25 protein-coding genes, 2 pseudogenes and 2 riboswitches are annotated in these 24,649 nt (G+C 65.3%); of the genes and pseudogenes, 12 read left to right on the plus strand and 15 right to left on the minus strand.

Annotation, left to right across the window (positions count from 1 at the left end; genetic code table 11):
- Positions 1-661, plus strand: a 661-nt coding sequence (gene phnE / locus AC1DY5_RS07935) for a phosphonate ABC transporter, permease protein PhnE (protein ID WP_478110493.1), incomplete at its 5' end; no start/stop codon positions are given.
- Positions 662-711: 50 nt separating this feature from the next.
- Here the strand turns inward: phnE and AC1DY5_RS07940 are convergent.
- On the minus strand, positions 712-987 hold the full coding sequence (locus AC1DY5_RS07940; RefSeq protein ID WP_478110496.1) for a hypothetical protein: 276 nt from the start codon (positions 985-987) through the stop codon (positions 712-714).
- Positions 988-1,272: 285 nt separating this feature from the next.
- On the opposite strand from AC1DY5_RS07940, the gene AC1DY5_RS07945 reads away from it, so the two are divergent.
- On the plus strand, positions 1,273-1,617 hold the full coding sequence (locus AC1DY5_RS07945; RefSeq protein ID WP_478110498.1) for a hypothetical protein: 345 nt from the start codon (positions 1,273-1,275) through the stop codon (positions 1,615-1,617).
- 173 nt (positions 1,618-1,790) lie between these two features.
- Here AC1DY5_RS07945 and AC1DY5_RS07950 read toward each other — a convergent pair.
- Positions 1,791-2,510, minus strand: a pseudogene (locus AC1DY5_RS07950) (transposase); the annotation flags it as partial.
- A gap of 122 nt (positions 2,511-2,632) precedes the next feature.
- Positions 2,633-3,991, minus strand: coding sequence for an MFS transporter (locus AC1DY5_RS07955; protein WP_478110501.1), 1,359 nt, complete (start codon positions 3,989-3,991; stop codon positions 2,633-2,635).
- Positions 3,992-4,218: 227 nt separating this feature from the next.
- Between AC1DY5_RS07955 and AC1DY5_RS07960 the strand changes: the two genes are divergently transcribed.
- The 5 genes and pseudogenes from AC1DY5_RS07960 to AC1DY5_RS07980 all read left to right on the plus strand — a co-directional run.
- Positions 4,219-5,097 carry a VOC family protein gene (locus AC1DY5_RS07960; protein ID WP_478110504.1) on the plus strand — a complete coding sequence of 293 codons (879 nt, stop codon included), beginning with the start codon at positions 4,219-4,221 and terminating at the stop codon, positions 5,095-5,097.
- A 10-nt stretch (positions 5,098-5,107) separates the two neighbouring features.
- Positions 5,108-5,857, plus strand: coding sequence for an IclR family transcriptional regulator (locus AC1DY5_RS07965; RefSeq protein ID WP_478110506.1), 750 nt, complete (start codon positions 5,108-5,110; stop codon positions 5,855-5,857).
- Between the two features lie 25 nt (positions 5,858-5,882).
- The gene (locus AC1DY5_RS07970) at positions 5,883-7,493 is read left to right on the plus strand and encodes a bifunctional 3-(3-hydroxy-phenyl)propionate/3-hydroxycinnamic acid hydroxylase (RefSeq protein WP_478110546.1); all 1,611 of its coding nucleotides are present in this window, start codon (positions 5,883-5,885) and stop codon (positions 7,491-7,493) included.
- 33 nt (positions 7,494-7,526) lie between these two features.
- Positions 7,527-8,381, plus strand: coding sequence for a fumarylacetoacetate hydrolase family protein (locus AC1DY5_RS07975; protein ID WP_478110507.1), 855 nt, complete (start codon positions 7,527-7,529; stop codon positions 8,379-8,381).
- A 145-nt stretch (positions 8,382-8,526) separates the two neighbouring features.
- Positions 8,527-8,622: pseudogene (locus AC1DY5_RS07980) on the plus strand (LysR family transcriptional regulator); the annotation flags it as partial.
- Positions 8,623-8,663: 41 nt separating this feature from the next.
- Here AC1DY5_RS07980 and AC1DY5_RS07985 read toward each other — a convergent pair.
- Complete coding sequence (locus AC1DY5_RS07985; protein WP_478110509.1) at positions 8,664-8,855, minus strand: hypothetical protein; 192 nt, start codon at positions 8,853-8,855, stop codon at positions 8,664-8,666.
- A 10-nt stretch (positions 8,856-8,865) separates the two neighbouring features.
- Positions 8,866-9,432 (minus strand): hypothetical protein, encoded by a 567-nt coding sequence (locus AC1DY5_RS07990; RefSeq protein ID WP_478110511.1) that lies wholly within the window; start codon positions 9,430-9,432, stop codon positions 8,866-8,868.
- A 255-nt stretch (positions 9,433-9,687) separates the two neighbouring features.
- Between AC1DY5_RS07990 and AC1DY5_RS07995 the strand changes: the two genes are divergently transcribed.
- Positions 9,688-10,215: a TetR/AcrR family transcriptional regulator gene (locus AC1DY5_RS07995; protein WP_478110513.1), complete on the plus strand. Its 528-nt coding sequence runs from the start codon at positions 9,688-9,690 to the stop codon at positions 10,213-10,215.
- An 89-nt stretch (positions 10,216-10,304) separates the two neighbouring features.
- Positions 10,305-10,475, plus strand: a complete 171-nt coding sequence (locus AC1DY5_RS08000) for a hypothetical protein (RefSeq protein WP_478110515.1) — start codon at positions 10,305-10,307, stop codon at positions 10,473-10,475.
- 122 nt (positions 10,476-10,597) lie between these two features.
- Here AC1DY5_RS08000 and AC1DY5_RS08005 read toward each other — a convergent pair whose 3' ends face one another.
- The 10 genes from AC1DY5_RS08005 to AC1DY5_RS08050 form a co-directional block, all read right to left on the minus strand.
- Positions 10,598-12,139, minus strand: a complete 1,542-nt coding sequence (locus tag AC1DY5_RS08005) for an MFS transporter (protein ID WP_478110548.1) — start codon at positions 12,137-12,139, stop codon at positions 10,598-10,600.
- A 162-nt stretch (positions 12,140-12,301) separates the two neighbouring features.
- Entirely contained in the window at positions 12,302-13,222 is a 921-nt protein-coding gene (locus AC1DY5_RS08010) for an NAD-dependent epimerase/dehydratase family protein (protein ID WP_478110517.1), read from the minus strand.
- On the minus strand, positions 13,219-14,418 hold the full coding sequence (locus AC1DY5_RS08015) for a hypothetical protein (protein WP_478110519.1): 1,200 nt from the start codon (positions 14,416-14,418) through the stop codon (positions 13,219-13,221). Before AC1DY5_RS08015 ends, AC1DY5_RS08010 begins: the two co-directional genes overlap by 4 nt.
- A 47-nt stretch (positions 14,419-14,465) precedes the next feature.
- A complete protein-coding gene (locus AC1DY5_RS08020; RefSeq protein WP_478110521.1) occupies positions 14,466-15,434 on the minus strand; it encodes a D-2-hydroxyacid dehydrogenase in 969 nt (322 codons plus the stop codon).
- Entirely contained in the window at positions 15,431-16,378 is a 948-nt protein-coding gene (locus AC1DY5_RS08025) for a D-2-hydroxyacid dehydrogenase (protein WP_478110523.1), read from the minus strand. The genes AC1DY5_RS08020 and AC1DY5_RS08025 overlap by 4 nt, the downstream gene beginning before the upstream one ends.
- A gap of 2 nt (positions 16,379-16,380) precedes the next feature.
- Positions 16,381-17,307 (minus strand): ABC transporter permease, encoded by a 927-nt coding sequence (locus AC1DY5_RS08030; protein ID WP_478110525.1) that lies wholly within the window; start codon positions 17,305-17,307, stop codon positions 16,381-16,383.
- Positions 17,304-18,251 (minus strand): ABC transporter permease, encoded by a 948-nt coding sequence (locus tag AC1DY5_RS08035; protein WP_478110527.1) that lies wholly within the window; start codon positions 18,249-18,251, stop codon positions 17,304-17,306. The genes AC1DY5_RS08030 and AC1DY5_RS08035 overlap by 4 nt, the downstream gene beginning before the upstream one ends.
- Positions 18,248-19,282, minus strand: a complete 1,035-nt coding sequence (locus AC1DY5_RS08040) for an ABC transporter ATP-binding protein (protein ID WP_478110529.1) — start codon at positions 19,280-19,282, stop codon at positions 18,248-18,250. Before AC1DY5_RS08040 ends, AC1DY5_RS08035 begins: the two co-directional genes overlap by 4 nt.
- A complete protein-coding gene (locus AC1DY5_RS08045; RefSeq protein WP_478110532.1) occupies positions 19,272-20,285 on the minus strand; it encodes an ABC transporter ATP-binding protein in 1,014 nt (337 codons plus the stop codon). Before AC1DY5_RS08045 ends, AC1DY5_RS08040 begins: the two co-directional genes overlap by 11 nt.
- Position 20,286: 1 nt before the next feature.
- Positions 20,287-21,801, minus strand: a complete 1,515-nt coding sequence (locus tag AC1DY5_RS08050; protein WP_478110534.1) for an ABC transporter substrate-binding protein — start codon at positions 21,799-21,801, stop codon at positions 20,287-20,289.
- Between the two features lie 163 nt (positions 21,802-21,964).
- Positions 21,965-22,046, plus strand: a riboswitch (glycine riboswitch).
- Between the two features lies 1 nt (position 22,047).
- A riboswitch (glycine riboswitch) is annotated at positions 22,048-22,154 on the plus strand.
- Positions 22,155-22,233: 79 nt separating this feature from the next.
- Here AC1DY5_RS08050 and hyi point away from each other — a divergent pair.
- From hyi to AC1DY5_RS08065, 3 genes are all read left to right on the plus strand, one after another.
- Positions 22,234-23,001, plus strand: a complete 768-nt coding sequence (gene hyi / locus AC1DY5_RS08055) for a hydroxypyruvate isomerase (protein WP_478110537.1) — start codon at positions 22,234-22,236, stop codon at positions 22,999-23,001.
- A 15-nt stretch (positions 23,002-23,016) separates the two neighbouring features.
- Positions 23,017-23,919 carry a 2-hydroxy-3-oxopropionate reductase gene (locus AC1DY5_RS08060; RefSeq protein WP_478110540.1) on the plus strand — a complete coding sequence of 301 codons (903 nt, stop codon included), beginning with the start codon at positions 23,017-23,019 and terminating at the stop codon, positions 23,917-23,919.
- A gap of 290 nt (positions 23,920-24,209) precedes the next feature.
- On the plus strand, positions 24,210-24,452 hold the full coding sequence (locus AC1DY5_RS08065) for a hypothetical protein (protein WP_478110544.1): 243 nt from the start codon (positions 24,210-24,212) through the stop codon (positions 24,450-24,452).
- The last annotated feature ends 197 nt before the right edge of the window (positions 24,453-24,649 follow it).

A 24,649-nucleotide genomic window follows, 5' to 3' on the forward strand; every position in this document is an offset into this window, starting at 1 on the left:
GTGGCGCGATTCGGGGAACATGGCCACCTACGCGGCCGACTTCTTTCCGCCCAACTTCGCGCAGTGGCGCATGTACGTGGAGGAGATGGTCGTCACGCTGCAGATTGCGTTGTGGGGCACTGCGCTGGCCGTGATCACCGCCGTTCCGCTGGGCCTACTGGCCTCGGCCAACATCGTGCCTTGGTGGATCTACCAGCCGATGCGTCGGCTGATGGACAGCTGCCGGGCCATCAACGAAATGGTGTTCGCGATGCTGTTCGTGGTCGCCGTGGGACTGGGGCCATTCGCGGGGGTGCTCGCCTTGTGGGTGCACACTACCGGCGTGTTGGCCAAATTGTTCGCGGAGGCTGTGGAAGCCATCGATCCGCAACCGGTGGAGGGCATCCGCTCGACGGGGGCCACCGCGCTGCACGAGATCGTTTATGGCGTGATCCCGCAAGTGATGCCGCTATGGATCTCGTTCGCACTCTATCGCCTCGAATCGAATGTGCGTTCAGCCTCGGTGGTGGGCATGGTGGGGGCGGGCGGCATCGGCGTCGTGCTGTGGGAGATCATACGCGGCTTCCAGTATGCCGAGACCTGCGCGGTGATGATCATCATCGTCGTGAGTGTCAGCCTGATCGACCTGCTGTCGGCGCACATCCGCAAGCTCATGGTCTGAGATCGTCGGTGCCGGAGAGCGTCTCGGATCGGCCCGCCACCATGTCGCCATCAGTTCGGTTGTCCGGAGAGTGCCGTGGTGTCCAGATCCGACATCTGGAGCGAAAGATCGAACAGCTTGGCCTTGCCGGCGTAGTAGCGATCAAGTCGCCATTCCTTCAAGATCTCGACGGCGAGGTCGAACGTGTCGAGGTCGAGTTCGTACAGGGCCGCGAGCTCGAAGCTGCGTTTGGATTCGAGAGCCAGCACCAACTGTGAAAGCACGGCAGCCGCAGGTTCGTGCGGGTTGCGTTCGATGAAATGACGGGCGCGCTTGATCGCCTTCATGGGTTTTCCCTGGGTCATGGAGAGTGGCGATTGTGTCCATGTCCACAGCAGAAACATGACAAAGCCCCCTGCGGCCACGGTGACTGGCAGGCGGACGTTGTTGCAAGGATCCCCTCCGGGCGAGCGACATGCGTTGCAGAGTTGGACCGATCGGCGGTTTTCGTGAGCAAGTTGGCGCGGGAGCGCGTTCGACGTATTGCGCAGCGAGGTGGCGAAGCCTACTCTTGAATTCAAGATTCTTGGACCAGATTCCCTTTCTCCAGAATAACTTACGTTGCATTTCGCATGTTGATTGCATCTCTGATCCTTCTGCTCTTGGTGGGGTGGGAGCTATACCTCCAGATTTGGTTGGGAAAGGCGGCGTGCATCAGGGCGAAGCGCACGGGATGGTTCGTCATCGAGGTGAGGCGACGCGTTTCCATGATGCGGTTACCGAGCCATGTGTCGGAGTTTCCGGTTCCGCGCGAGGAGCGCTTCCTGGTTTGCCGGTTGCTTGGCGTCGTGCTCTGGCATGAGGAAATGAGCGTGGCACTCCCCAACGCCGCATGCGCACACCTTGCGGAGATCACTGCACAAGACTTCGATCGCCAGTTTCCAGCCTGGCTGCGTCTCGGCAACAGCCTGGGCTGAAAACGCGCGGCAGATGGGCGTTCTGCCGTGAAGACGCCTCGCCCGCATCAGCTTGGAAGACCGGCTACAACTCGCTGAACTCGAAATCAGCGTCGTGGTCGCGCCTTGACCAATCCGCAATGAACTCCTTGGCCCGTTTTCCGCAGCAGCGCAATGGTGAGATCCTGGTCCTCGTCGCCGATCTCGCAGACCAGGCCGATGGCGCTGACGGTGTCGATGCCGCGCAACGCTCGCAATGCGGCCACGACCGGTCCGAAGCGCCAACCCTGCACGGCTTGCTGCAGCGCAGCCGTTAGCCGCTGAACGCGCTCGTCGGCCGCTTGCACGGCCAGTTGGTACTCGGTCAGCGAAAACTGGTCTGGCGGATGTCCAAGGCGCTGATCGGCGATCCAGCATTGATGCGCCTTGATCCAGGACGTTTTGCCCGCGTAGCGTCGGTCTTGGCGCAGCAGGAACTCCTTGAACTGTTGACGCACCTTCAGACGCAGGTTGACCGCATCTTCGCGTGCGAGCCAGAGATTGCGCATCGCCTCGTGGGCTTGATCGGGCACCCAAATCGATTTGAGTTCGCCCGCTCGGGACGCACAATTGCGACGGTGAGTCTTGATGCGTTCGCCCGCTCGGCGCGGTATCAATGAGGGCGCATTGATCTCGCAGTGATAGCCCCGCTGGTTGAGTTCTCGATACAAACCGTAGCCCGTCGGTCCGGCCTCGTAGACCACGCTCACTCGCCGCGCAGGGCCGTACTTGCTGACCGTCTTGACCACCCCCTGCACGTCAACCCCCAGCGTGCCCACGAAATGACTCGGCTCTCGCCCAGCTTCACACACGGCAACCGCGATGCTGTCCTTGTGGGCATCCAAACCAACGAAGAACTTGATACTCTCGTCCATGGCTCGTTTCCATACGGTTTGCGGCCGGGGAAACCCGCCGCATGTGGCTCGGCGCACTCTCAGAGGCGCAATCCGCGATACCGGAGACGGGCCTTCCTTCGCCTATCGAGCGACCATCGTGTCTAGTGCGTGACTAGGGCGACCTCTCCCTCGTCCTGAGCGAACACCTCCTGCGACACCCGGACCAGCATGCCAGCCGCTGCGATCGCCGCCGGTATCGCCAGCAGGCTGAACAGGCTGCCTGTCGAAAGTCCCATCGCAAGAAGCGGTCCGCCGATCAGCGATCCGGTGATGCCGCCGCAGCGGCCGATACCCAGCATCCAGCTGGCGCCGGTCGCGCGCATCGCGGTCGGGTAGCTCATCGGCGCCAGCGCATTCATTCCGGTCTGGGCGCCGCTCAAGAAGATGCCGCACAGCAGAAGCACCACGGAAAACAATCCCGGCGCCAGTTCGATGCGCCCGAGCATCAGCACGCAGCCAGCGCCGATGGCGTACGACAGGCCTACGACCAGGCGTCGATTGAATCGGTCCATGACCCAGCCGATCGCGATCGAGCCGATGGAGCCGCCAATTTGGAAGATCCCTGTGATGAAGGCGGCGCGCTCGATCGTGAAGCCGACATCGCGCATCAGCGTCGGCAGCCAGCCGGTCAGCAAGTAGATGATCAGCAGCCCCATGAAATAGGTCAGCCACAGGCGCAATGTGAGCTTGGCGTAGCCGCCCAGGAAGAGGCTGCGCACCGAGTGCCTCGATTCCACACGGGGCTCGATCAGCACGAAGTTCTCGAGCGCCGAGACCGTGGTTCCTCCGATGCTCGACAGCGTCCGTGCGATCAATTCCTTCCGATCGCCGCGTAGCACCAGGAAGCGCACAGACTCGGGCAGTGAGGCGATCAATACCGGCGCCAGCAACAGTGGCAGGACTCCGCCGGTCAAGAGCACCGAGCGCCAGCCAAAGTAGGGGATGAGCCATGAGGCGGCGAAGCCTCCGAGCCCCGAGCCGAGCGTGAAACCGGTGAACATCACGGTCAGCAAGAAGGCCTTCGAGCGCGCCGGGACGTATTCCGATATCAGCGTGGTCGTGTTCGGCATCGCTGCGCCCAGCCCCAACCCGGTGAGGAAGCGCAACACGGTGAGTTCGACCGCGTTGTGGGCATAGCCACACAAGAGGCTGAAACCGCCGAATGCAATGACGGAGGCCACGAGCACCTTCTTGCGGCCGATGCGGTCAGACAGCGGGCCGCCGAACAATGCGCCCGCGGCGAGGCCGAACATCGCGGCGCTCAGGATCGGGCCAAACATCGCCTTGGCCAGGCCCCATTCGCCCATGATTGACGGCGCGACGAACCCGATCGCGGCGGTGTCCCAGCCGTCGAGCAGCACGATCAGGAAACACAGCGCGAGGGTGCGCCACTGTAGGCGCGATATCGGCCTCGCGTCGATGAACTGGGCCACGTTGAACGGCGTTTCGGGATGCTTCATATCTGTCTCCTTGGCGGATTGCTTGGTCTCGGCCCGCGAAGGATCTCCAGCTTCGAGCAAGGGGTCAAAGCGGACTCTCAGTTATTGATAGTCCGCGGTGTCAGTTCGATGTTAACCCTGAGATTCGGCATCGGGATCGATCATTCCGAATGTGTGCCAACGCCCTGGTGTGGCACTGGGCATGCCCAGAAAGAGATGACAGTTTTCTCAAAAACTGAGAGTCTCATTTGCGCCGGCACGGCGCCGCGCGGATGATTCACTCATCGAAGGCTAGACAGGCACACGACATGGAAATCAACGCATCACTGGCAGTGTTGGAACTGCATTCCAGGAACCCGGAAGCGCTGGCGCAGTTTTACGCCAGCACCTTTTGCCTGACGACCACGCACAGTGAGGACGCCATCGTCTGCAAGGCCGATGGCCGTGAGCTTCGGATCGTGGCGGGGCCGGCCGGACAACTACTCCGAGCATCTTATCGCTCGCACTCGGCAGCCGACTTCCGGTCTCACAAGGCATTCCTGGTCGCGCGCCATATCGAACTTTTCGAAGACGAATCGGATCGCTACACGGTAGTGGATCCCGATGGCCATCTCATCACCTTTCTTGGACCGCTCACCGGTGACACGGGGGCTAGCGCTTCGGTCGCGCTGGGCGCCCGTCTTCAGCACTTCGCGCTGCGCTCTCCGACGCCATCGAAGCTGGTCGACTTTTACGTCGGCAGCCTCGGCTTCGTGATGTCCGATCGTGTGTTCGATGCCGACGGCGACCTCACCGCCGCATTCATGCGGACCGACTCTGAGCATCACTCGCTGGCGATCTTCCGCGCACCTGAGGCGCGCTTCGATCATTTCTCCTGCGAGGCGCCGGACTGGGTTCGACTGCGCGACTGGGCCGACCATATGGCCAGCACCGGGACCGACCTTGCCTGGGGCATCGGTCGCCACGGCCCGGGCAACGACACCTTCCTGATGGTTCGCGACCTTGACGGCAATATGGGCGAGATCTCGGCCGAACTCGAGGTCTGTGCGCCCGGACGGCCCGTGGGCGTCTGGCCGCATCGACCGCAGACCCTCAATCAGTGGGGCGTGGCGATCATGCGTAGCTGAGGCAAAYGCCATGTCCAAGACCGCCAAGGTACTCCAAGTGCTGCGCCTCTTCGGCGAGGGCCGCAAACAGCTTCGAGCGACCGATGTGGCGCAACTGCTGGGCGTCGCACCTGCGACCGCCTACCGCTACGTCGCTGACCTCGAGGCGGCTGGCTTCATCGAAAGCGCGTCGATGGGCAACTATGTGCTGGGGCCGGCCATCGTCGAGCTCGATCGTGAAATCCGTATTAACGATCCACTGATCGCAGCGTCGGACGAGGTGATGCGCACGTTGTCGGAACGCAGCGGCGCGACCGTGATCCTGAGCCGATTGCATGGTCAGCGCGTGGTTTGCGTGAGCGAGATGCGCGGTCGATTCGGACCGACCACCGTGAGCTACGAGCGCGGCCGCGCGATGCCGCTCTATCGCGGCGCGACCTCGAAGGTGGTCTTCGCGCAGATGAGCGAATCCGAGATCGTGGCGATCGCGAAGGCCGATCCGGCGGGGCTGCGCAAGGCAGGCCTGCCATCGAGCCAGGTCGCACTTCTGCGCTATCTCGATGCGATCCGAGCGCAGCAGGTGTACGCGACCGCCGGCGAGGTCGATGCAGAAGCGATGGGCTGGGCCGTGTCAATCCATCATGGAAAGCAGCTTATGGGCAGCCTGAGCGCGATCTATTCACGGACGACGCCGGAGTCGAACAGGGCGCGTATCGCCGACCAGTTGTTACGCGCCGCATTGCGAATCGAAGGCCGGCTCGAATCCCTCGGGCAGCGCTAGCCGGCACACAACGGAGACAGACATGATGAATGCACAGCATTTCGATGTGGTCGTGGTGGGCGCGGGGCCGGTCGGCCTGACGCTGGCCAACCTGCTCGGCACCTACGGCGTCAGAACGCTGGTTGTCGAGCGCAACCCGCAGCTCGAAGGCGAACCGCGCGCCGTCACTCTCGATGACGAGAGCCTGCGCACGATGCAGGGGGCGGGCCTGGTTGGCGAGATCACGAAGGACGTGGTACTCGGCTACGGCGTGCAGTATTTCGACTGGCGCGGCAAGCCGCTGGCATCTATTCTGCCGACGCGGCAGGAGTACGGCTATCCGAAGCGAAACGCGTTCCGCCAGCCCTTGCTGGTCAAGACCCTGTATGAGGGCCTCTCGCGCTTCGACAACGTCGAGGTTCGCTTCGGCCACGAGCTGCTCGAGATGGAGCAGGACGCTCTGGGCGTGCGCTGCAGGCTGAACCGGGACGGTGGCCAGGTCACCATCGGCGCCAAGTGGCTCGCCGCGTGCGACGGTGGACGCAGCAGGGTGCGCGACCTGATCAACGTCGTGCTCAAGGGCGACACCTTTCCGGAGCGCTGGCTGATCGTCGACATGTCGGACCGCACCGTTGCCTTGCGCCACACCAGCACCTACTGCGATCCTCGGCGCCCTGCCATCCGCCTGCCGGGGCCGCGGGGCACCGTGCGCTATGAATTCATGCTGCGCGAGGGCGACCGCGACGACGACGTATTGAAAGAAGTCACATTTAGGCAGTGGATCCGCAACCGGGCGCCGGAAGACGCTGATTTGCCGCTGGTGCGCAAAGCGATCTACAGCTTTCATGCCCGCGTGGCGACGCGCTGGAAGGAGGGGCGCGTACTGCTGGCCGGCGATGCGGCTCATCTCACGCCTCCCTTCGCCGGCCAGGGCCTCAACAGCGGCATTCGCGATGCGGCGAATCTCGCTTGGAAATTGGCGGCGGTACTCAAGTGGGACGCGCAGCCCGAGCTTCTCGACAGCTACGAACCCGAACGCCGGCCGCATGCCGCGGCATTGATTCGCATGGCTTTGCGCATCGGCTCCTTTATGCAGCCGAAGACGATCGTCGGCGCATGGCTTGCGCAATCCGCTTTACGCCTCGCCTGCCTGGTGCCGATTTGCCGCGACTACATCCTGCAGTTGCGCTTCAAGCCGAAGCCAGTGTTGCAGGAGGGTGCATTCGAGCCCACTGCGAAGCATCCTCATTCGGAGCTCATTCCGCAGCCCGAAGTTGAGCTGCCGGGCGGCGAGTTGRTGCGCCTCGATAGCGTACTGGGCGAAGGCTTTGCGGTCTTGGGCCGGAATACGCCGTCCTTCCGAAGCAGGGCGGCGGCGCTGCTTCCTGCCGGTGCACCGGGGCGCGTCGTTGCACTTGTCGGTCGCGACGAGGATTTTCTTTCGCTCCCTGCAGACGCGTCGATTGTCACTGTGCGCGATATCACCGGTGAGCTGGCGAAGAATCTGGAGGCGCACGAAGCTGTCGCAATGTTGGTGCGGCCCGATCGCTACTGGTCGCGACTTCTCGATCAGGCCGCGCTCGCCGGCGCCGAAACTCGCCAGAGCGATGGAGGCAACCGCGCGCCGACGCAGCACGCGTTCGCCGCGCTCTCCTAACCGAACTTCAATCTCGAAACCCAAGGAACCACGATGAAATTCCTCAGCTACCAAGTGAATGGCGAGCCCTCGTTCGGCCTCCTGCGCGGCACCGACGAAGTCATCGATCTGCGACGGCGCCTCGGTGCTCGGGCTACCAGCCTGAAGACGCTGATCGCGACCGGCCAAGCGGTCGAACTCGCCATGCCGCACGCGTCGGCGGCCAGCGACCATTTGCTCGCCGATCTGCAACTGCTGCCGCCGATTGCCGATCCGCAGACCATCGCCTGCGTCGGCCACAACTACGAGGACCACCGTATCGAGACCCAGCGCGATCCGACCGAGCATCCCTCCATCTTCCTGCGCGGCAGTGAGTCGCTGCAGGCGGCAGGCCAGCCGCTCCYGATGCCGCGCGAATCCTCGCAGCTCGACTACGAGGGCGAGCTGGCGATCGTCATTGGAAAGGCCGGGCGGCGCATTCCCGAAGCCAAGGCCTGGGACCACGTCTTCGGCGTCGCCTGCTTCAACGACGGCAGCGTGCGCGATTGGCAGCATCACACGCGCCAATTCATCCCCGGCAAGAACTTTCCGCAGACGGGCGCCTTCGGCCCTACGCTGGTCACGCTCGACGAGTTGCCGGCCGACCGCGTGCTCGACTTGGCGACGCGGGTCAACGGTCACCAGGTGCAGCATGCACGCACCGACCAAATGATCTTTCCGATCCCGGTGTTGATCAACTACATCTCCACCTTTGCCACACTCATTCCGGGCGATGTGATTGTCACGGGCACGCCCGGCGGCGTGGGCGCCAAGCGCAATCCGCCACTGTGGCTCAAGCCGGGCGACATGGTCGAGGTGGAGATCTCGTCGGTGGGCTTGCTCGTCAACAGGATCAGTCTCGAAGATTGAGCCCTGCATCTCGGGGTGGGGGCRCGGGCTCGGTCGCGTTTCTTCGCCGCGGCCCCGAACTATTCACAACCCGCCTTCCCGGCATCGAGCTTGTGATCGGCACCAGCGACCRCTGGTCAACCTGGTCCGCGAAGGCGTGGACCGCGTGCTACGGGGCGGGACGCCGCAGGAATCCGGGCTTGTCGCACGACGCGTCGCCGAGCTGCCCGTCGTGACGTGCGCGGGTCGGCGCTACATCTCCACCTGCGGCATGCCCGTCACCGTTGACCAGCTGCGCGAGCATCAGGCGGTGAACTTCCTGTCCACTGCGACTGGGAGGGTGGCGCCGTTCGAGTTCGTTTTGAACGGGAAGCTGCACAGCGCGAAGTGCGAAGGCGCTCCGCGCCGCCAGGGTGCGCGCTGTTTGCTGGCCGATGCCGCTGGAAGCGCAGTGACGATAGCCACGCGGCCGTCCAGTTCCTTCGGGGCGGTCATGCGTTCGGCCTTACTTGCGCGCCAGCGGAATCTGCAGATTGGTCGGCCGGTTCTGCTCAGTATCGAAACCGCGGCCGTCCACGTTGCGGGCACCCCAGAACAGCAGACCGTGCGTCGTGTACACCAGGTCGTACTCCATGAAATTCTTGCCTGCCGTGAGACCGAAGGGCGCGAAGCTCTTGCCGAAGATGCTTTGCGTCTGGCCGACCTCCCACTTTGCGTAGCCCTGGGTGGCGATCTGGTTGAGCACGTCGGCAAAGCCCTGCAGCATCGGTGTGACCTCGTAGGCCTCGTCGGCCACGAAGTCCACCTTCTGCGCACCCGGCGCGATGGGGTGCTCGCCCTGCCAGTGCATGTGGCCCCTGATCAGGATCTTAGCCAGCGGCACTTTGCCGTAGGGGTCGGCCGAGTTGACGATGACCAGCTCGAAGCGGTCGTCCGGCAGCGCCTTGAACTCGCGCTTCAGATAGAAGGGCTTGAGCGTGCCGTCGGCGTTCTTCTGGGCGCTGGGGCGGATTTCGGGGGCGATGCTGACCCAGTCGCCGATGACGGCCTGCTTGGTTTGTTCCATGGTCATGGGAGAAGCTCCTTGAGTGGATGAAGACGATGCGGAGGGCATGGCGCCACAGGCGGCCAGGGCCAGCGGCAGCATCATGGACAGAAAGACGAGGCGATGGCGTGGCACGGTGATACTCCTCTGGACGACTATGACGCTCGTCATAGTAGCAGCAACTATGATGAATGTCATATTTCTTGCGCAATCAACTCGAAAATGAGAAAGGAGGCCGACTCCATGGCGGGTGACGTTCGCAATCGCATGGTCGAAGGGGCGATGGTGCTGCTGGCGCGACGTGGGTTGCAAGCGACCTCGTTTTCCGAGGTGCTGTCGGCCACGGGAGCGCCACGCGGATCGCTGTACCACCACTTCCCGGAAGGCAAGGACCAGCTCGTCGCCGCGGCCGTGGAACGCGCGGGCGCCCTGTTGACCGATGCGATGGAACCCGTGGCCGGCGCGCCGGCCGAGGCGGTGGTGGAGCGCTTTCTCGCGATCTGGCGCGCGGTGCTCACGCGCTCGCAGTGCGAGGCGGGTTGTGCCGTGCTGGCCGTCACGGTGGCCACCGACTCCGCCGAACTGCTGTCGCATGCGACGGCCGTGTTTCGCGCCTGGCGCGAACGGCTGAGTGACCTGCTGCATCAAGGGGGACTGTCGTCAGTGCAGGCGCGGCAGTTCGCGATGGTGATGATTGCCTCGGCCGAAGGAGCGGTGGTGCTCAGTCGGGCCGAACAGAGCCTTGAACCCTTCGAGGCCGTAGCGCAGCAACTGATGGCCCAAGTGCGCCGGCCAAAAAGCGCCCGCTGATGCCTTCCTGTCACAGATGTGCCTGAAATCGGCCTGCTCGGCCTCGGTGCCGCGGCCGGTGAAGGAGACCCGGACCCTGCGGGCACCCCGTGACGCCGTCGCTGGTCTATGACGGCGACGTGGTCAACGTCCCGCGTGGTGACGAACGCACCGGCACCGTGTATTCGGGTCTGCTGCACCTGCGGCTCCAGGCCAAGGCTCCGGACACTTCTGCGTGGGCGGGAACCTCGGCGTTCGTCGACGTGCGAACAACTGGATGATGGTGTCCCTTGGGCMATGTGCGCACCCGGGTGGGCCGTTCGCTGATGCCGGACTCGTCCACAAAGACGATCCGACGTTAGTAAATTCACCACGGCCCCCAGCCGCCCGCAAACGCCGACCCTCAAGGCTCGTGAAAGCCTTCCTCCACCTTCACCTTGACCGGCGTCGACCGGAAGCTGATCTTCGGCATGTAGCGAATGCCCAGAAAGCTGAGCAGCCCCAAGGCAATGGTCAGCCATAAGCCGTCGTGGACCGCCTGGACCAGCGCGTCGCGGGCCATGTCGATCAGGGCCGCGCCATCCCGGCCGGCCGCGGCCAGCCGGCTCAGCAGCTCGGCCTGCATGTCGTGGCTCAGCAGGATCTCGGGGTTCGCCAGCTGCAGCCAGGTACCGCTGGCGGCATCGCCGGCCAGCGCGTTGCCGATGCTGTGCCGGTAGGACCAGTTGACCACCGCGCCTGTCAGCGCCGTGCCCAGCATGCCGCCGACCATGCGCTGGCTCTGCAGCAGCGCGAGGGCGATGCCCACGTGCTCGCGGGGCGCGGCTTGCTGCATCGTGATCGTCAGGTTGGGCATGGTCAGCCCCATGCCCATGCCGCCGCACACCATGACCGCGACCAGAAAGACATGGGACGAGTTGGCGTTGGCCAGCAGCATGCAAGCACCGCACAGGGTCGTCATGCCAACGCCCAAGTACACCATGATCGCGGCGTTCGGCAGCCTCGGCAGGATGCGGCTGTTGAGGATGTTGGACACCGCAATAAAGCCCACCAGCGGCGTCACCAGCAGCCCGGCCGTGCGTGCTGACAGGTCAAAGCCGCCCTGGAACATCAGGGGCACGTACACCAGCAGTGAAAACTGCATGAACCCGCCGGCAGCTGCCAGCTGGAACATGCTGAACAGCGACCGGTTGCGTAGCAGTTCACCGGGAATGAGAGGATGCGTGACGCGCCGCTCCCAGTGAAACAAGGCAAAGAAGGCGAGCACGCAGACCACCAGGGTCTTCGCCATACCGGCGGTGAATCCGCGCTGCGGCACCAGCTCGACCAGCAACTGCAGGCTACCCAGCCCGGCTGCAATCAGCAGGGCGCCCGGCCAGTCGATGCGCACCTCGGCCCCGGGCACGCCGTGGCGCACGTGCGGTAAAAAGCGCCAGACCGCGCACAGCGACACCAGGCCCACCGGCAGGTTGATGTAGAACACCCAGCGCCAGCCCGGGTACTGGGTGAGCAGGCCGCCCAGTGACGGGCCCAGCGTGTTGGCCAAGCCGAACGCAGAGGCCATCATCATCTGCCAGCGCAGGCGCACCAGGGCGTCGGGGAACAGGTCGACGATGGAGGCAAAGGCGCTGCCCACCAGCATGCCGCCGCCGACGCCCTGCAGCGCGCGCGCCGCCACCAGGCCCTCCATGCTGTTGGCGTGGCCGCAGAGCACCGAGGCCACGCTGAAGATCACGATCGACCCCAGCACAAACGGCCTGCGGCCGAACTGGTCGCCCAAGCGGCCGACCACCGGCACGGTGATGACCGAGGTCAGCAGGTACGAGGTTGCGACCCAGGCATAGAGATCGAAGCCATGCAGCTCGGCGACGATGGAAGGCAACGCGGTGCTGACCACCGTCTGGTCCAGCGCCACCAGGGTTGCGACGCAGCACAGGCCCAGCATGGCCAGCAGGGAGTCCCGGTTCGAGAGCGTCTGGCGGCTCGAATGGACGGATACTTGGTCGGGCGTCAAAGTCGGCCGCAGGCAGTTGTAGTGGCTGGCAAGCCACCTATTTTTCGGTCTGTAGTTCGGAATGGCTCGATGCGCGGCAACATGGGGTTCCGTTCAGTGCGCCTCCGGCCCAAGGCGTCCAGCAGACGCGTTTTCGCTTCCAGTGAGTAGACGGCGGACCGCGTCGGCATAGATGACCTCGGAGTCGTCCTCAGGCATGTATCCCAGCACCCGGCGGGCCGATTCGAGGGACCAGAATGCGCGGGTGTTGCCGGAAATGCCGTAGGCGACAACCCACGGCACGGCGTCATCGGGCCCGACCAGGGGCGCTTCCAGGGCGCAGCGAAACAGCGTGGCGCAGTCGCGATCGCTCAGGTAAGCGCCGAGGGCGCGCTTGAGCGCCGCAGGGCCGACAGGCCGGGGCAAGCCCGATTGCGGCGCCGGCGCACTTGGTTCGAACTGGGAAATGTCGATGGGGTAAGGCGAACCGATCCGCAGCATCACGGCTTCCATGCGCCGGCCGAAAGTGCCGCAGGCATAGGGATACGCCAGCAGTTCGTAAGCGGCCTTGGACCAGCCATAAAAGTTGTCGGACAGCGGAAGCTGAGTCGGATACACCATCTCCCGCGCCAGCTGGTGCACCTGCGTGTGCTCGTACCAGTCGGCCGCGTGGTTGGAGGAAACGACCACGACCCGCTTCACGCCCGCCTCGAGCGCGCAGCGGTACACGCGCTGCGCCATGCGGATGTTGTCGAACTCGGCCTCGAACCGGTCCAGCTGGGGCGGCCACAGGCTGTAGACATCGCGCTCCGCCGACGGAACGTAGGCGCTGTGGACGACAGCCTCGACGCCCGCGAAAAGCTCAGCCATCTCGGCGTCGGTCGCGTCCAGCAGGCTCATCGCGTGAAAGATCGCGCCCATGGGAACGTGCGCCGGGTCCCGCACATCGGCAAGGCGTAGCGTGTGGCGACCCTGGAGGCCCGGCATGGCCAGTGTGGCCACGTGGCCGGCGGCGCCGGTCACCAGCACCTTCATGACGGCCTCCCGGTGGCGCCTTGCCGACCGAGCGAGCGACGAATCCAGTCGAGCCGGTTCAGCGGCATCATCGCGTAGTGATAGAAGCCGATCCCGGTGGCTGGCGAATCGAGGACGGCCGCCACCTTGGCGCCCAGGTTCTCCTCGCTTTGGCAGTCCGGCACCAGGGAGCGCAGCGCCACCGAAAAGCCGCAGCCCGGGCCGAGCGCTTCCGTGTAGCTGGCGAGCAGCGCCCGCAGCCGCTCGGTGGTGTCCACGTACCCGAGCACCGCGATCTCATCGGAGGCAGCGGCGACGGCGGCGAGGTCGATCCCCAGTTTGCGGGACGACTCGGTCACCTCGTCGTCCGCGCTGGTGCCCGCCATCACATGCGACATCGCCCCCGCGTGATCGACGAAGCTGAGCGAGACTCCCGAACCGGCCATCGCCTCATGGACTTCCGCCACGAGCCCGGCTACCACGCGCAGGCGGACGTCGACGTACGCGGCCAGTTCCGCTCGCGCGCTTTCGCCGAGCAGCGGGTCGGAGTGGGCCGGGGACAACTGGCCCGTCCAGATCGGCTCCAGCGCCTCGCGCACGGAGACGGCCAGACGTTCGACCGCGACGCCGGCTTGCTGGGCGGCCAAGCGGCAGTGCGGGCAGAAGCAAAGCGACAGCAATGTGCGCGCCTCCGCGGGCAGGTGGATCAGGTAGCGCTCATGATGCTCGCCGTGCTCCAGCGGGCGGTAATGCAGGCTCTCGGCCATCAGCCGCCGCACCGGGTAGCGCGCGACGTCCCCTGCCAGCCCGCGGCAGTAGGCACGGACGCGCGGATTGGCGGGGCACAGATCCGTGAGATACGGGTCGCCATACACGTTGCGGGTCGCGCAGTCGGGATTCTTTGAAGCCAGCAGCGAGTTGTGCAGGAAGATGGTCCATGCGTCCACGGCCATGCCGCGTCGGCTGGCGCGTGTGCACAGTTCCGAAAGGACGTCGGTGCCATCGGCCGCTCTGGCCATACGCGGCACCAGGCCGCTTTCATATCGCTGTAGCTGCGGCGCGAACCAGGCCACATCGCCCTCGTGGCGATGGACGTGGTACCTCGGGTTGTGGGGAAACACGTCCCGCGCGTCGTGGTAGGTGGCCGAGAGCGAAATGCCGTCCAGGCCGCCGCGTTCCCGCAGGTTTTCCAGGACTGCTTCGAAGCCCTCGCCCATCAGGTCCGTCCCGAAAACAAAGGCCGATGCCTCCAAAGTTCGCATGCTTAGTACCAGGAGGCCTTGTCTACGAGGTTGTTCAGTGGCCGGCCCGATGCGAAGCGCTGGGCGTTGTCGCACAGGACGGCAAGGCGGCGCTCTACGATGTGCGGACCCACCACGGCGACGTGGGGCGTGAGCAGGGCCCGCGGCTCGTTCCACAGAGGATGCACCGCAGGCAGGGGTTCCTGCTCGAACACGTCGAGCGCCGCGCCGCCCAAGCGCCGGCTCCGCAGTGCATCGGCCACGGCATCCAGGCGAACTGTCGCGCCGCGCCCGATGTTGACCAACAGGCCGTGCGGCCGCATGAGCGCGAGGCGCCGGGCATCGATGAGCCCTTCGCTGAGCGGCGTGTGGGGGAGGGTCAGGACGACCGCATCCACCGATGGCAGCAACCTATCAAGCGCTTCGGGCTTGAACATCGCCTGCACGCCTTCGGGCGGATCGAACCGGCGCGGGTCCACGCCCAGCACCTTGGCGCCGAACGCGGCCACCATCCGTCCGATCTCGGCGCCGATGCCACCGACGCCGACGACCAGCACGGTGCTCTCGGCGAGGTGCAGCACGTCCTCGTCCGCCAGATGGCGGATCCACTCGCCGCGGGACTGCTGGCGCATATAGCGCGGCAAACCGCGCGCAAGCGCAAGCAGCATTGCCACAGCATGGACGGCGACATGGTCGTTGTAGATGCCGCGGAAATTGGTGACCTGGACGGGATGTTCGATCAGTTCGGGAAAGAAGTAGCCAGCAGGCGGCGCAGCCTGTGGCGCTTGCAGCCAGGCCAGCCTTCCCGCTTGCGCGAGCAATTGCGCGTCCAGAGTGCCGAAAGCAGCGTCGGCCTCGGGTAGGAACCGCAGCGCCTGCGCGCGGTCGCGCGCGATCTGCACGCGCAGGCCGGGCGCGGCCGCGGCGACGGCCCGCGCCCAATCTTCGGTCGGCGCGTCGTCGGAGGCGAGCATGACGAAATTGCGGCTCACAGCGCGCCTCCCGGCCCGGCCGCGATGCGATTGACCCAGTCCTCCGATCCGGCGAATGCCGCCAGGTTGCGCTGGAAGATCGCGCCCCAGCGCGGCCCATAGCCCGGGCTGTCGCCGGCGTTGTGGGCGGTGATGACGACGCTGGGCAGGCCCCACAGCGGCGACTCCGCCGGCAGCGGTTCGACCGCGGTCACGTCGAGGCCGGCGCCACGCAGCGCGCCCGCCGTCAGCGCGTGCAGCAGCGCGTTCTCGTCAATCAGGCTGCCGCGGCCCACGTTGACGATCCAGCCGGCGCCCAGGCGCTGCAGTTCTCGCTCGCCCACGATGGGACGGTGGTCGGCCGATGCGGGCGCCGCGAGCAACAGGATATCGGTGGATTCGCAGACGGCCGCCAAATGGTCGGCGCCGCGCACGTCGGCAAGGCAACCCTCGTATTGACTGGGGTTGCGCTTGACGCCGACGATCTGCAGACCCCAGGCCTGCGCCCGCCTCGCCACTTCTTCGCCGATGCGGCCCAACCCGACGATGGCGAGCTTCTTGCCGGCAAGCTCTTCGCCCGGCAGTGCCTGCCAGCGGCGCTCACCCATGTTGCGGACCGCCTCGCCGACCCGCCGCGTCAGCGCCAGCAGCAGCGCGAAGGCATGCTCGGCGACGCAGGCCGCGTGAACGCCGGCTGCGGTGGTCAGCACCACGTCGTGCGACGCCAGCTGTTGCAGCGGATACTGCTCGAAGCCGGCGCCCATGCCCGCGATCCAACGCAGCGACGGCCGCATGAATGTCTCGCGCCAGATGTAGGTGGCCAGCACCTGCGCGCCCGCGTCGAGCGCACGCTCCACGCCCGCTTCGTCGGACGGGGTATGGAGTTCGATCTGGGGCAGTTGGCGCAGGAACGCCTCGACGGCGGGCGGGCGCTGGGGATGCAGGACGACTTGTATTTTCTTCATGGTCAAAAGGGCTTCTCAGGCTGAACGCCGCTGCTGTGGCGCGGATCGAGGACGTCGCGGATCGCGTCGCCGAGCACGTTGAATCCCAGCATCAGCAGCACGAGTGCCGCCATTGGCCAGACGGTCAGCCAGGGCGCGATGGTGATGAAGTCCCGCGCCCGGGACAGCATGCTGCCCCAGTCGGCTTGCGGCGGGCTCACGCCCAGGCCCAGGAAGCTCAGCGATGCGTAGGCGAGCTGCGCGGTCGACATGCTCAGGGCCGCCAGCACGATCACCGAAGGCAGCACGTTGGGCAGCATGTGGCGCAGCAGGATGGATGGCGTGCTGACTCCGGACAGGCGCGCGGCATCCAGGTATTCGCAGGTCTTGGCGCTCAGGGCGCTGGCCCGGGCAATGCGCGCGAACCGCGGGGTGTAGACGATGGCGATGGCCAGCACCGCATTGAACAGCCCCGGGCCCAGCACGGCGACGATGATGATCGCCAGCAGCAAGGTCGGGAATGCGAAGAGCACGTCCTGGCTGCGGTTGAGTACCGTGTCGATCTTGCCGCCGAAATAGCCGCTGACGATACCGATGGCCACGCCGCAGGCCGCGGCGACAGCCACCGAAAGCAGCGCCACGACCACGGCGATGCGCGATCCGTCGATCACCCGGCTCAGGGTGTCACGCCCCAGTTCATCGGTGCCGAGCAGGTGCTGGGCCGAAGGGCCGGCCAGGGTGCTGGCGAGTTCGCCGACATTGGGGTCGTAGGGACTAACGAGGCGCCCGAACACCGCGAGCAGGATGAACAGCGCCATCACAGTGACGCCGAAGGAGCCGCCTTTGTGTCGCAGCAAGTCGGCGAGAAATCCCTGCCGGCGGGGCTTGTGCGCAGGCGGCGGCGCCACGGCCTGGACTGGGCTGGCTTGGGTGGTCGGATGGAGTGTCATCGGGGTCTCTGGCGAGGGTCGAGCACCGGATACAGCAGGTCGATCACGGCATTGATGACGACGAAGCTCACTGCAAATACCATGGTGGTCGCCGTAACCATGGGGTAGTCGCGCGTGGAGATCGCCTCCAGCATTCCTCGGCCGAGGCCGGGCAGGCTGAAAATCTGCTCCACCACGATCAGGCCGCCCAGCATCACGCCGAACTGGAAGCCGATGAAGGTCATGATGGGCGGTAGTGCGTTGCGCAGGGCGTGCAGATACTGGATTCGCGGCAGGCGCACGCCCATGGCGCGCGCCGTCACGATGAACGGGTCACCGAGCACTTCGAACATGGCGCTGCGCGTCATCTGCATCGTCATCGCCGTCATCGGCAGGGTGATCGTCGCCAGCGGCATGACCATCGAGCGGATGTGCGCAGCCGCGTCCTGCGCCCATGGCGTGAATGACATGCGGAACAGGTCGGGCGCGAAGTGCGAACCCACCAGCAGTACCAGGATGCCGATCACGAAGGTCGGGACCGAGAAGGCGAACAGCAGCTGGGAGCGTATCAGCACGTCCAGTCGCCGGTTCGCGTGTACCGCTGCCAGGATGCCGGCAGGCATGCCGAGCGCCGTGGAGAGGATAAGGCACAGCACGGCCAGTTCCACCGACACCGGAATCTGCTGAGCCAGGTCGGACGCCACGCTGCGCCCGGTGATGGGCGAGGTACCGAAGTCGCCTTGCAGCGCGTGTCCCAGCCAGCGCGCGTACTGCACCGGCAGCGGCTGGTCCAGGCCCAGGTTGTGGCGCACTTCCTCGAACTGGGCAGCGGTCGCGCCCTCCTGACCGACGATCACGCTCGTCAGGTCGCCGGGGACCACCGTCCCCAGGCCGAACACCAGCACCGAGACGGCGAACAGCACGGCCACCACGGCGCCAAGCCGGGACAACATCTCCTTCATCATGTGAGAGCCTCCGCCTTGGCAAGGGACGTTCTCGACGAACGGTGCGCAAGCCGCTCTGGGGCATCGGAAAAATGGCAGGCAACGAGATGGCCACCGCCCACGTCGAGCAGCGCCGGCGCCTCGACGGCGCACATCGCATGGGCCAGCGGGCAGCGGGTACGGAAGCGGCAGCCGGACGGCGGATTCATGGGGCTGGGCACGTCGCCGCGCAGCACGAGGTCGGGCCGGTTGCGCTCGATCGCCGGATCGGGCAGCAGCGTGGCATTGCGCAGCGCGATTGCATAAGGATGGAGGGGCTGCTTCGCGAAAGCCTGGGCCGTCGCCGTTTCCACGATCTCGCCGAGGTACATCACGGCGACCCGGTGGCTGATGGCCTGCACGGCCGCCAGGTCGTGGCTGATGAAGACATAGGACGTCCCTAGCCTTTCCTGCAACTCGTCCAGAAGGTTGAGGATCTGCGCCTGGAGCGAGACGTCGAGCGAAGCCACCGCCTCGTCGTGCACCACCAGCGCCGGATTGGCGATCAGCGCGCGCGCGATCGACGCGCGCTGCTGTTGGCCGCCCGACATCTGGTGCGGCATGCGGGCCGCCATCTTCGGGTTGAGCCCGACCAGGGCGAGCATCCGCGCTACTTCATCGTCGGTGTTACGGGTGCCACGTGCCCACAGGGGCTCGGCCACGCTGGCGCCGACGGTGCGGCGCGGATTCATGGAGCTGGCCGGATTCTGGAACACCATCTGGAAATGGCGGCGGCGCTCGCGGCCGGCGGCTCCCGCCTCCCAGATGTCGCCGCCCTTGACGCGGATCGTGCCTGCGTTCGGCTCCAGCAGCCCGACCATCAGCCGCGCCAGCGTGGACTTGCCGCAGCCGGACTCGCCGACCACGCCCAGTGTTTCGCCGGGCGCGAGCGTGAGGGAGACACCATCCACGGCGCGCAGCGTGCCGGCCGCGMGCCCGGCGCCGGCGGCGATGTGGAAGTGCTTGACGAGGCCATGCACTTCCAGCAGGGGGGTGGCTTTTTCAGAAGGCATGGGCGGGCTCCTGACGGGGCGCGGGCGGGTCGGCCAGCGAGGTGCCGTCCTGCGCGACCCAGCAGCGCGTGGAATGGCCGGGCGCGACCGTGAGCAGGTCGGGATGGTTCTTGCATCGCTCCTGCGCGGATGAACAGCGGTCGCGAAAGCGGCAGCCCGCCGGCGCTGCGCTCATGTCGGGCGGAGCACCTGGCAGCGTCGGAATCTGGCCGCGCGACTGATCGATGCGCGGAATGGATCGCAGCAGGCCGCGCGTGTACGGATGGCGCGAATTGGCGAATAGCTGCTCGACGGGCGCCTCCTCGACGATCTCGCCGGCATACATCACGGCGACGCGGTCGCACATCTTGGCAATCACGCCCATGTTGTGCGTGATCAGCAGCAGCGCGGTGCCGTGGTCCCGTGTCAGCTTCTTCATCAGGTCCAGCACCTGGGCCTGGATGGTCACGTCCAGCGCCGTGGTGGGCTCGTCGGCGATCAGCAACTGCGGGTTGTTGAGCATGCCCATCGCGATCACGACGCGCTGACGCATGCCGCCGGACATCTGGTGGGGATAGGAAGAAGCCTGCCGCGGCGGATCGGGCATGCCGACCGCGGCCAGCGCCTGGTGCACGGCCGACGCACCGGCATCATCGCGGCCGTGCGCCTTCAGCACCTCGCCCATCTGCCAGCCGACGGTGAACACAGGGTTCAGCGCGGTCATGGGGTTCTGGAATACGAGCCCGGCCCGTGTTCCGCGCTGCTGGCGCATTTGCTCTTCGTCCAGCGACAGCAAGTCGACGCCGTTCAGCTCGATGGAGCCGGCCTCGATTCGACCCGGCGGCACCACCAGCCGTAGCACCGACATGGCGGTGACGCTCTTGCCGGAGCCCGACTCGCCGACTAGCCCCAGCGTCTCGCCACGGCCGACGGTGAAGGACACGCCGTCAACAGCGGTCACCGTCCCGTAGCCAGTACGAAAGCGTGTGGTCAGACCCCTGACCTTGAGGACCGGGTGCGTCATTTCATTTCAACGTGACGCCACCCAGGAAGGTGCGCGACAGGGTGGGATCGGGCTTGGCCGACTTGACCTTGGGGCCATATGCCACGGAGGCGTTGCGAGCGACGATGGCGATGTCCGGGAAGGCCAGGTCGTCTTCCATCACCGCCACCTTGGCCAATTGCGCCGTGTATTCCTCGGAGGGCCCGCTTTGCGCCTTGGTGATCAGGGCGTCGAGTTCGGTCGGGGTGGGGCCCTGCCGGCCGGGGCGCGGCATCAGGTAGAACAGCGGGTCGGCCTGGAAGGCGTATTCGTTGTCCATGATGTCGTAGTCGGCCTTGTTCTGCTTGTCCAGCCACACGGCGTTCGGGTTGGCCTGGATGGTGACGCGGATGTCGGCCTCGGCCAGCTGGCTCTTGAGCAATTCCGCGAAACGATCCAGGTAGCTTCCCCAGCCGGTGAGGTGGTTCAATGTGATGTCGATGCCCTTGGGATGGCCGGCCTTTGCCAGCAGAGCCTTGGCCTGCGCCACGTCGTGCTTGTAGTACTTTAGGGCGTCGATCTTCGGCACCCAGGTGTACGCCGGCGGCATCTGGGCGCTGGGCACGGCCTCGCCAAGGAAAGCGGCTTGCACGATCGCCGGACGGTTCATTGCCAGCGAAATGGCGCGGCGCACGTCGGGATTGTTGAACGGCGGGCGCCCGCTGTTGACGTTCAGCCGCACGGTATTCGTGGAAGGCACGCCCACCACGGTGATCGCGGCGTCGCCCTTGAGCTGCAGGTTGCCCTCGGCGCTCGGAAACATCAGGTCGATTTGGCCGGATTTGAGCGCGGCGATCTGCGCCGATTGCTCGGGCATGTAGCGGATCGTGAGGTCGGACACCTTGGCGGTGCCCTCCTTGTTCCAGTAGTCGTCGTTGCGCTTGAGCACCAGCTGGGTGTTGGGCGTGTACGCAACCATCTTGAACGGGCCCGTGCCCATCATCTCGCGCCTGGGATCGTGCGTCTGTGCCCACTTCTGGCTCAGGATCGCCGAGCCGACCACGAACGGGCTGCCGAGGTTGAGCAGGAATCCAGCGTCCGGCTGCTTGAGTTTGAAGCGGACGCGCCGGTCGTCGAGCCTGATGACCGAGTCGAGCGACTTGAACCGGTCCTTGGCATAGGGCAGGCCGCGCTCGTTCAGGCGCTGGAAGGAGAACACCACGTCGTCGACAGACACTAGTGTGCCATCGGAGAACTTCACGCCGTCGCGCAGCGTGAATTCATAGCTTGTCTGCGCCGCATCGACCGACCATTTGCTGGCCAGCACCGGCGCGATCTTGCCGGACACGTCGGCTCGCACCAGGCCTTCGTACACCAACTGCCACATGTACCAAGTGCGAATCTGCGAGGACTGCGTGGGATCGAAAGTCTGCGGCACGACGTCCTCGGCGACGACCAGGCTCCCGCTCCTCGCGCCGGTGTCCTGCGCGGCACCGTACGACGCGGCCAGCATGCCCAAGGCGAAGATGCCGGCTATTCGGAAAGATCGAATACTCATCTGGATTCCTTCGGGCGAAACATCCGCGAAGTGCGGCTCGAATCTGCGACATGCAGAAGCTGCACGATAGGGCACCGCATCCAAAACAAAAACTAGCCGAACCTACATTCATCATTCAGTTGCGCTTACGACTCGCGGCCTTGCCGCGTGCTAACTTCAGGGCTTCCAGGAGTAGCTCGGACAGTACCTGTGMCGAGCTGCCGAAGGCGCATCACCCCGAGAACGCTCAGGCCCAAAGACTGGAAACCATGATCAACTGGAGAGTGCCGCGGACATCGGGTCTTCGTCCGCCGAAGGTGCAAGCTGCCCCCGAGGGTGGCGAATCTCTCAGGCAAAAGGACAGTGGGGCGGGCTGCCATCCAGGCGGTCCGTCCTGTCGCAGCCGCCCACCGCAATGGGGTCGCGACTGCATCAACCAACTAGAGAGTCACCATGCCCCGATTCGCCGCCAACCTCAGCATGCTCTTCACGGAGTTGCCTTTCATGGACCGCTTCACCGCCGCGCGCACGGCCGGCTTCGAAGCCGTTGAATACCTTTTCCCCTATGCCTATCCCAAGGACGAACTCGCAAGAGCGCTGCGGGAGAACGGCTTGAAGCAGGTGGTGCACAACCTGCCCGCCGGCGACTGGGAAGCCGGTGATCGCGGCATCGCTTGCCAACCCGAGCGCGTGGGCGAATTCCGCGAGGGCGTTGTCCAGTGCATCGAGTACGCGACCGCGCTCGGCTGTCCGCAAGTCAACTGCCTGGCCGGCAAGGTACCTGCCGGCGTGGAGCGCGAACACGCGCACACCACCTTCGTCGGCAACCTCCGTCACGCTGCCGAAGCGTTGAAGCGTGCCGGCATCCGGCTCTTGATCGAGCCGATCAACCCGTTCGACATTCCCGGCTTCTTCCTGACCCGTACGGACCAGGCCTTGGCCATCCTCGACGAGGTGGGTTCAGACAACCTTTTTGTGCAATACGACATTTACCATGCGCAGCGGGTGGAAGGCGAGTTGGGCGCGACGCTGCGCAGCCACCTGGACCGCATAGGCCACATCCAGTTGGCCGACAACCCCGGCCGCAACGAGCCCGGCACGGGCGAGATCAACTACCACTGGCTGCTCGGGCATATCGACGCGCTGGGCTACACCGGCACTATCGGCTGCGAATACAAGCCGCGCACCAGCACAGCCCAAAGTTTCGGCTGGATGAAATAGAGCCAAGGAAACCAATTGAACAAACCACCACTCAAGCTCGGCTTCATCGGCCTCGGCATCATGGGCACACCGATGGCGGGGCATCTTCTCAAAGCGGGCCACCTGCTGTTCGTCAACACGCGTGGCCGAGTGCCCCAGGAACTGGCCGATGCCGGCGCCACGATCTGCACCACCGCGGGCGGCGTGGCCGAGCGGGCCGACATCATCTTCATCATGGTGCCGGACACGCCCGACGTCGAAAAGGTCCTGTTTGGCGAGTACGGCGTCGCTTCGGACCTGACCAAGGGCAAGACCGTTGTCGACATGAGTTCGATCGATCCGATCGCCACCCGCGGGTTCGCCAAGCGGATACAAGCCCTGGGCTGCGACTATCTCGATGCGCCGGTGTCTGGCGGCGAAGTGGGCGCCAAAGCCGCCAGCCTGACCATCATGGTCGGCGGCGAGCCGCAAGCTTTCGAACACATCAAGCCCTTGTTCGAACTGATGGGAAAGAACATCACCCTGGTCGGCGCTGCCGGCGACGGGCAAGTCTGCAAGGTCGCCAACCAGATCATCGTGGCATTGAACATCGCGGCTGTGGGCGAGGGCCTGCTCTTTGCGGCAAAGGCGAGTGCCGACCCCGCCAAGGTGCGCAAGGCGCTGATGGGAGGCTTTGCCGCTTCTCGAATCTTGGAAGTGCACGGCGAGCGGATGATCAAGCGCACGTTTGACCCGGGTTTCCGGATCGCCTTGCACCAGAAGGACCTGAATCTGGCGCTTCAGGGCGCCAAGGCGCTGGGCATGTCGCTGCCGCAGACCGCCAACGCGGCGCAGCTGATGCAATCCTGCGTGGCGCTGGGCCATGGTCAGTCCGACCATTCGGCACTGGTGCGGGCGATCGAGAACATGGCGCAGTACGAGGTCATGTCAGGTACCTGAGCTTTCGCGCAAATGGCTACCCTCAGTGCGCTGACCACGCTCGCCTGCCGTCCGCCCCCGTTCGGAAACCGAACGTCCGACGCGACTGGCGCATTGGCAGCCGCCATTGCGCAGTTGCGTCAATTCGTAAAGAAAACAATGACTTGAAGCGGCCTGCCGTGGCCAGCAGAGCCTTGGCATGGTCGTTGCAGCGAGAGGGGCGAGCGAATCGAATTGCACGCCTCCAGCAAGGCCAACAGATGCTTCGCTCGCAACACGCCAGTCCTCATGACTCTAGAGAGGAGCACATCATGAATTCGTCACAAATGGCTCCACGCGCGAGCTCCCCCTACGAGCTGCGCTTCCGTTCGCTCTTCAATGAAGGGCGCGGGTATGCGTTCCCATGCGACGCCAGCGGGCAGGTGAACATGGACACACTCAGCGACAGGGCCCGCAACAACTACCTGTATGCGCGGATCGGCATCGGGCGCGAGTTCTCGGTGCCCGCCGTGCAGCTTGTTGGCGCGGCGCAACCGTCCCACAGCGCCTGCTGAATCGAAAGTCCAAACACTGCAAGGCCCCGTGTTCGCGGCGGAACCGTCGCCTTGCCGGCACCTGCTGCGGACAGGTCCCTCGTAAACCCGTCGGCTTGCGCCGGCGATCTTCTAGTTGTCGATGAAGCGCTGCGGGCCGATGCCTGACAGCGCTTCATTCCTTTGTGCCTGCGATACGAAACGAATCGGGCATGGTG

The sequence above is a fragment of the Variovorax sp. P4_D9 genome (assembly GCF_056401695.1).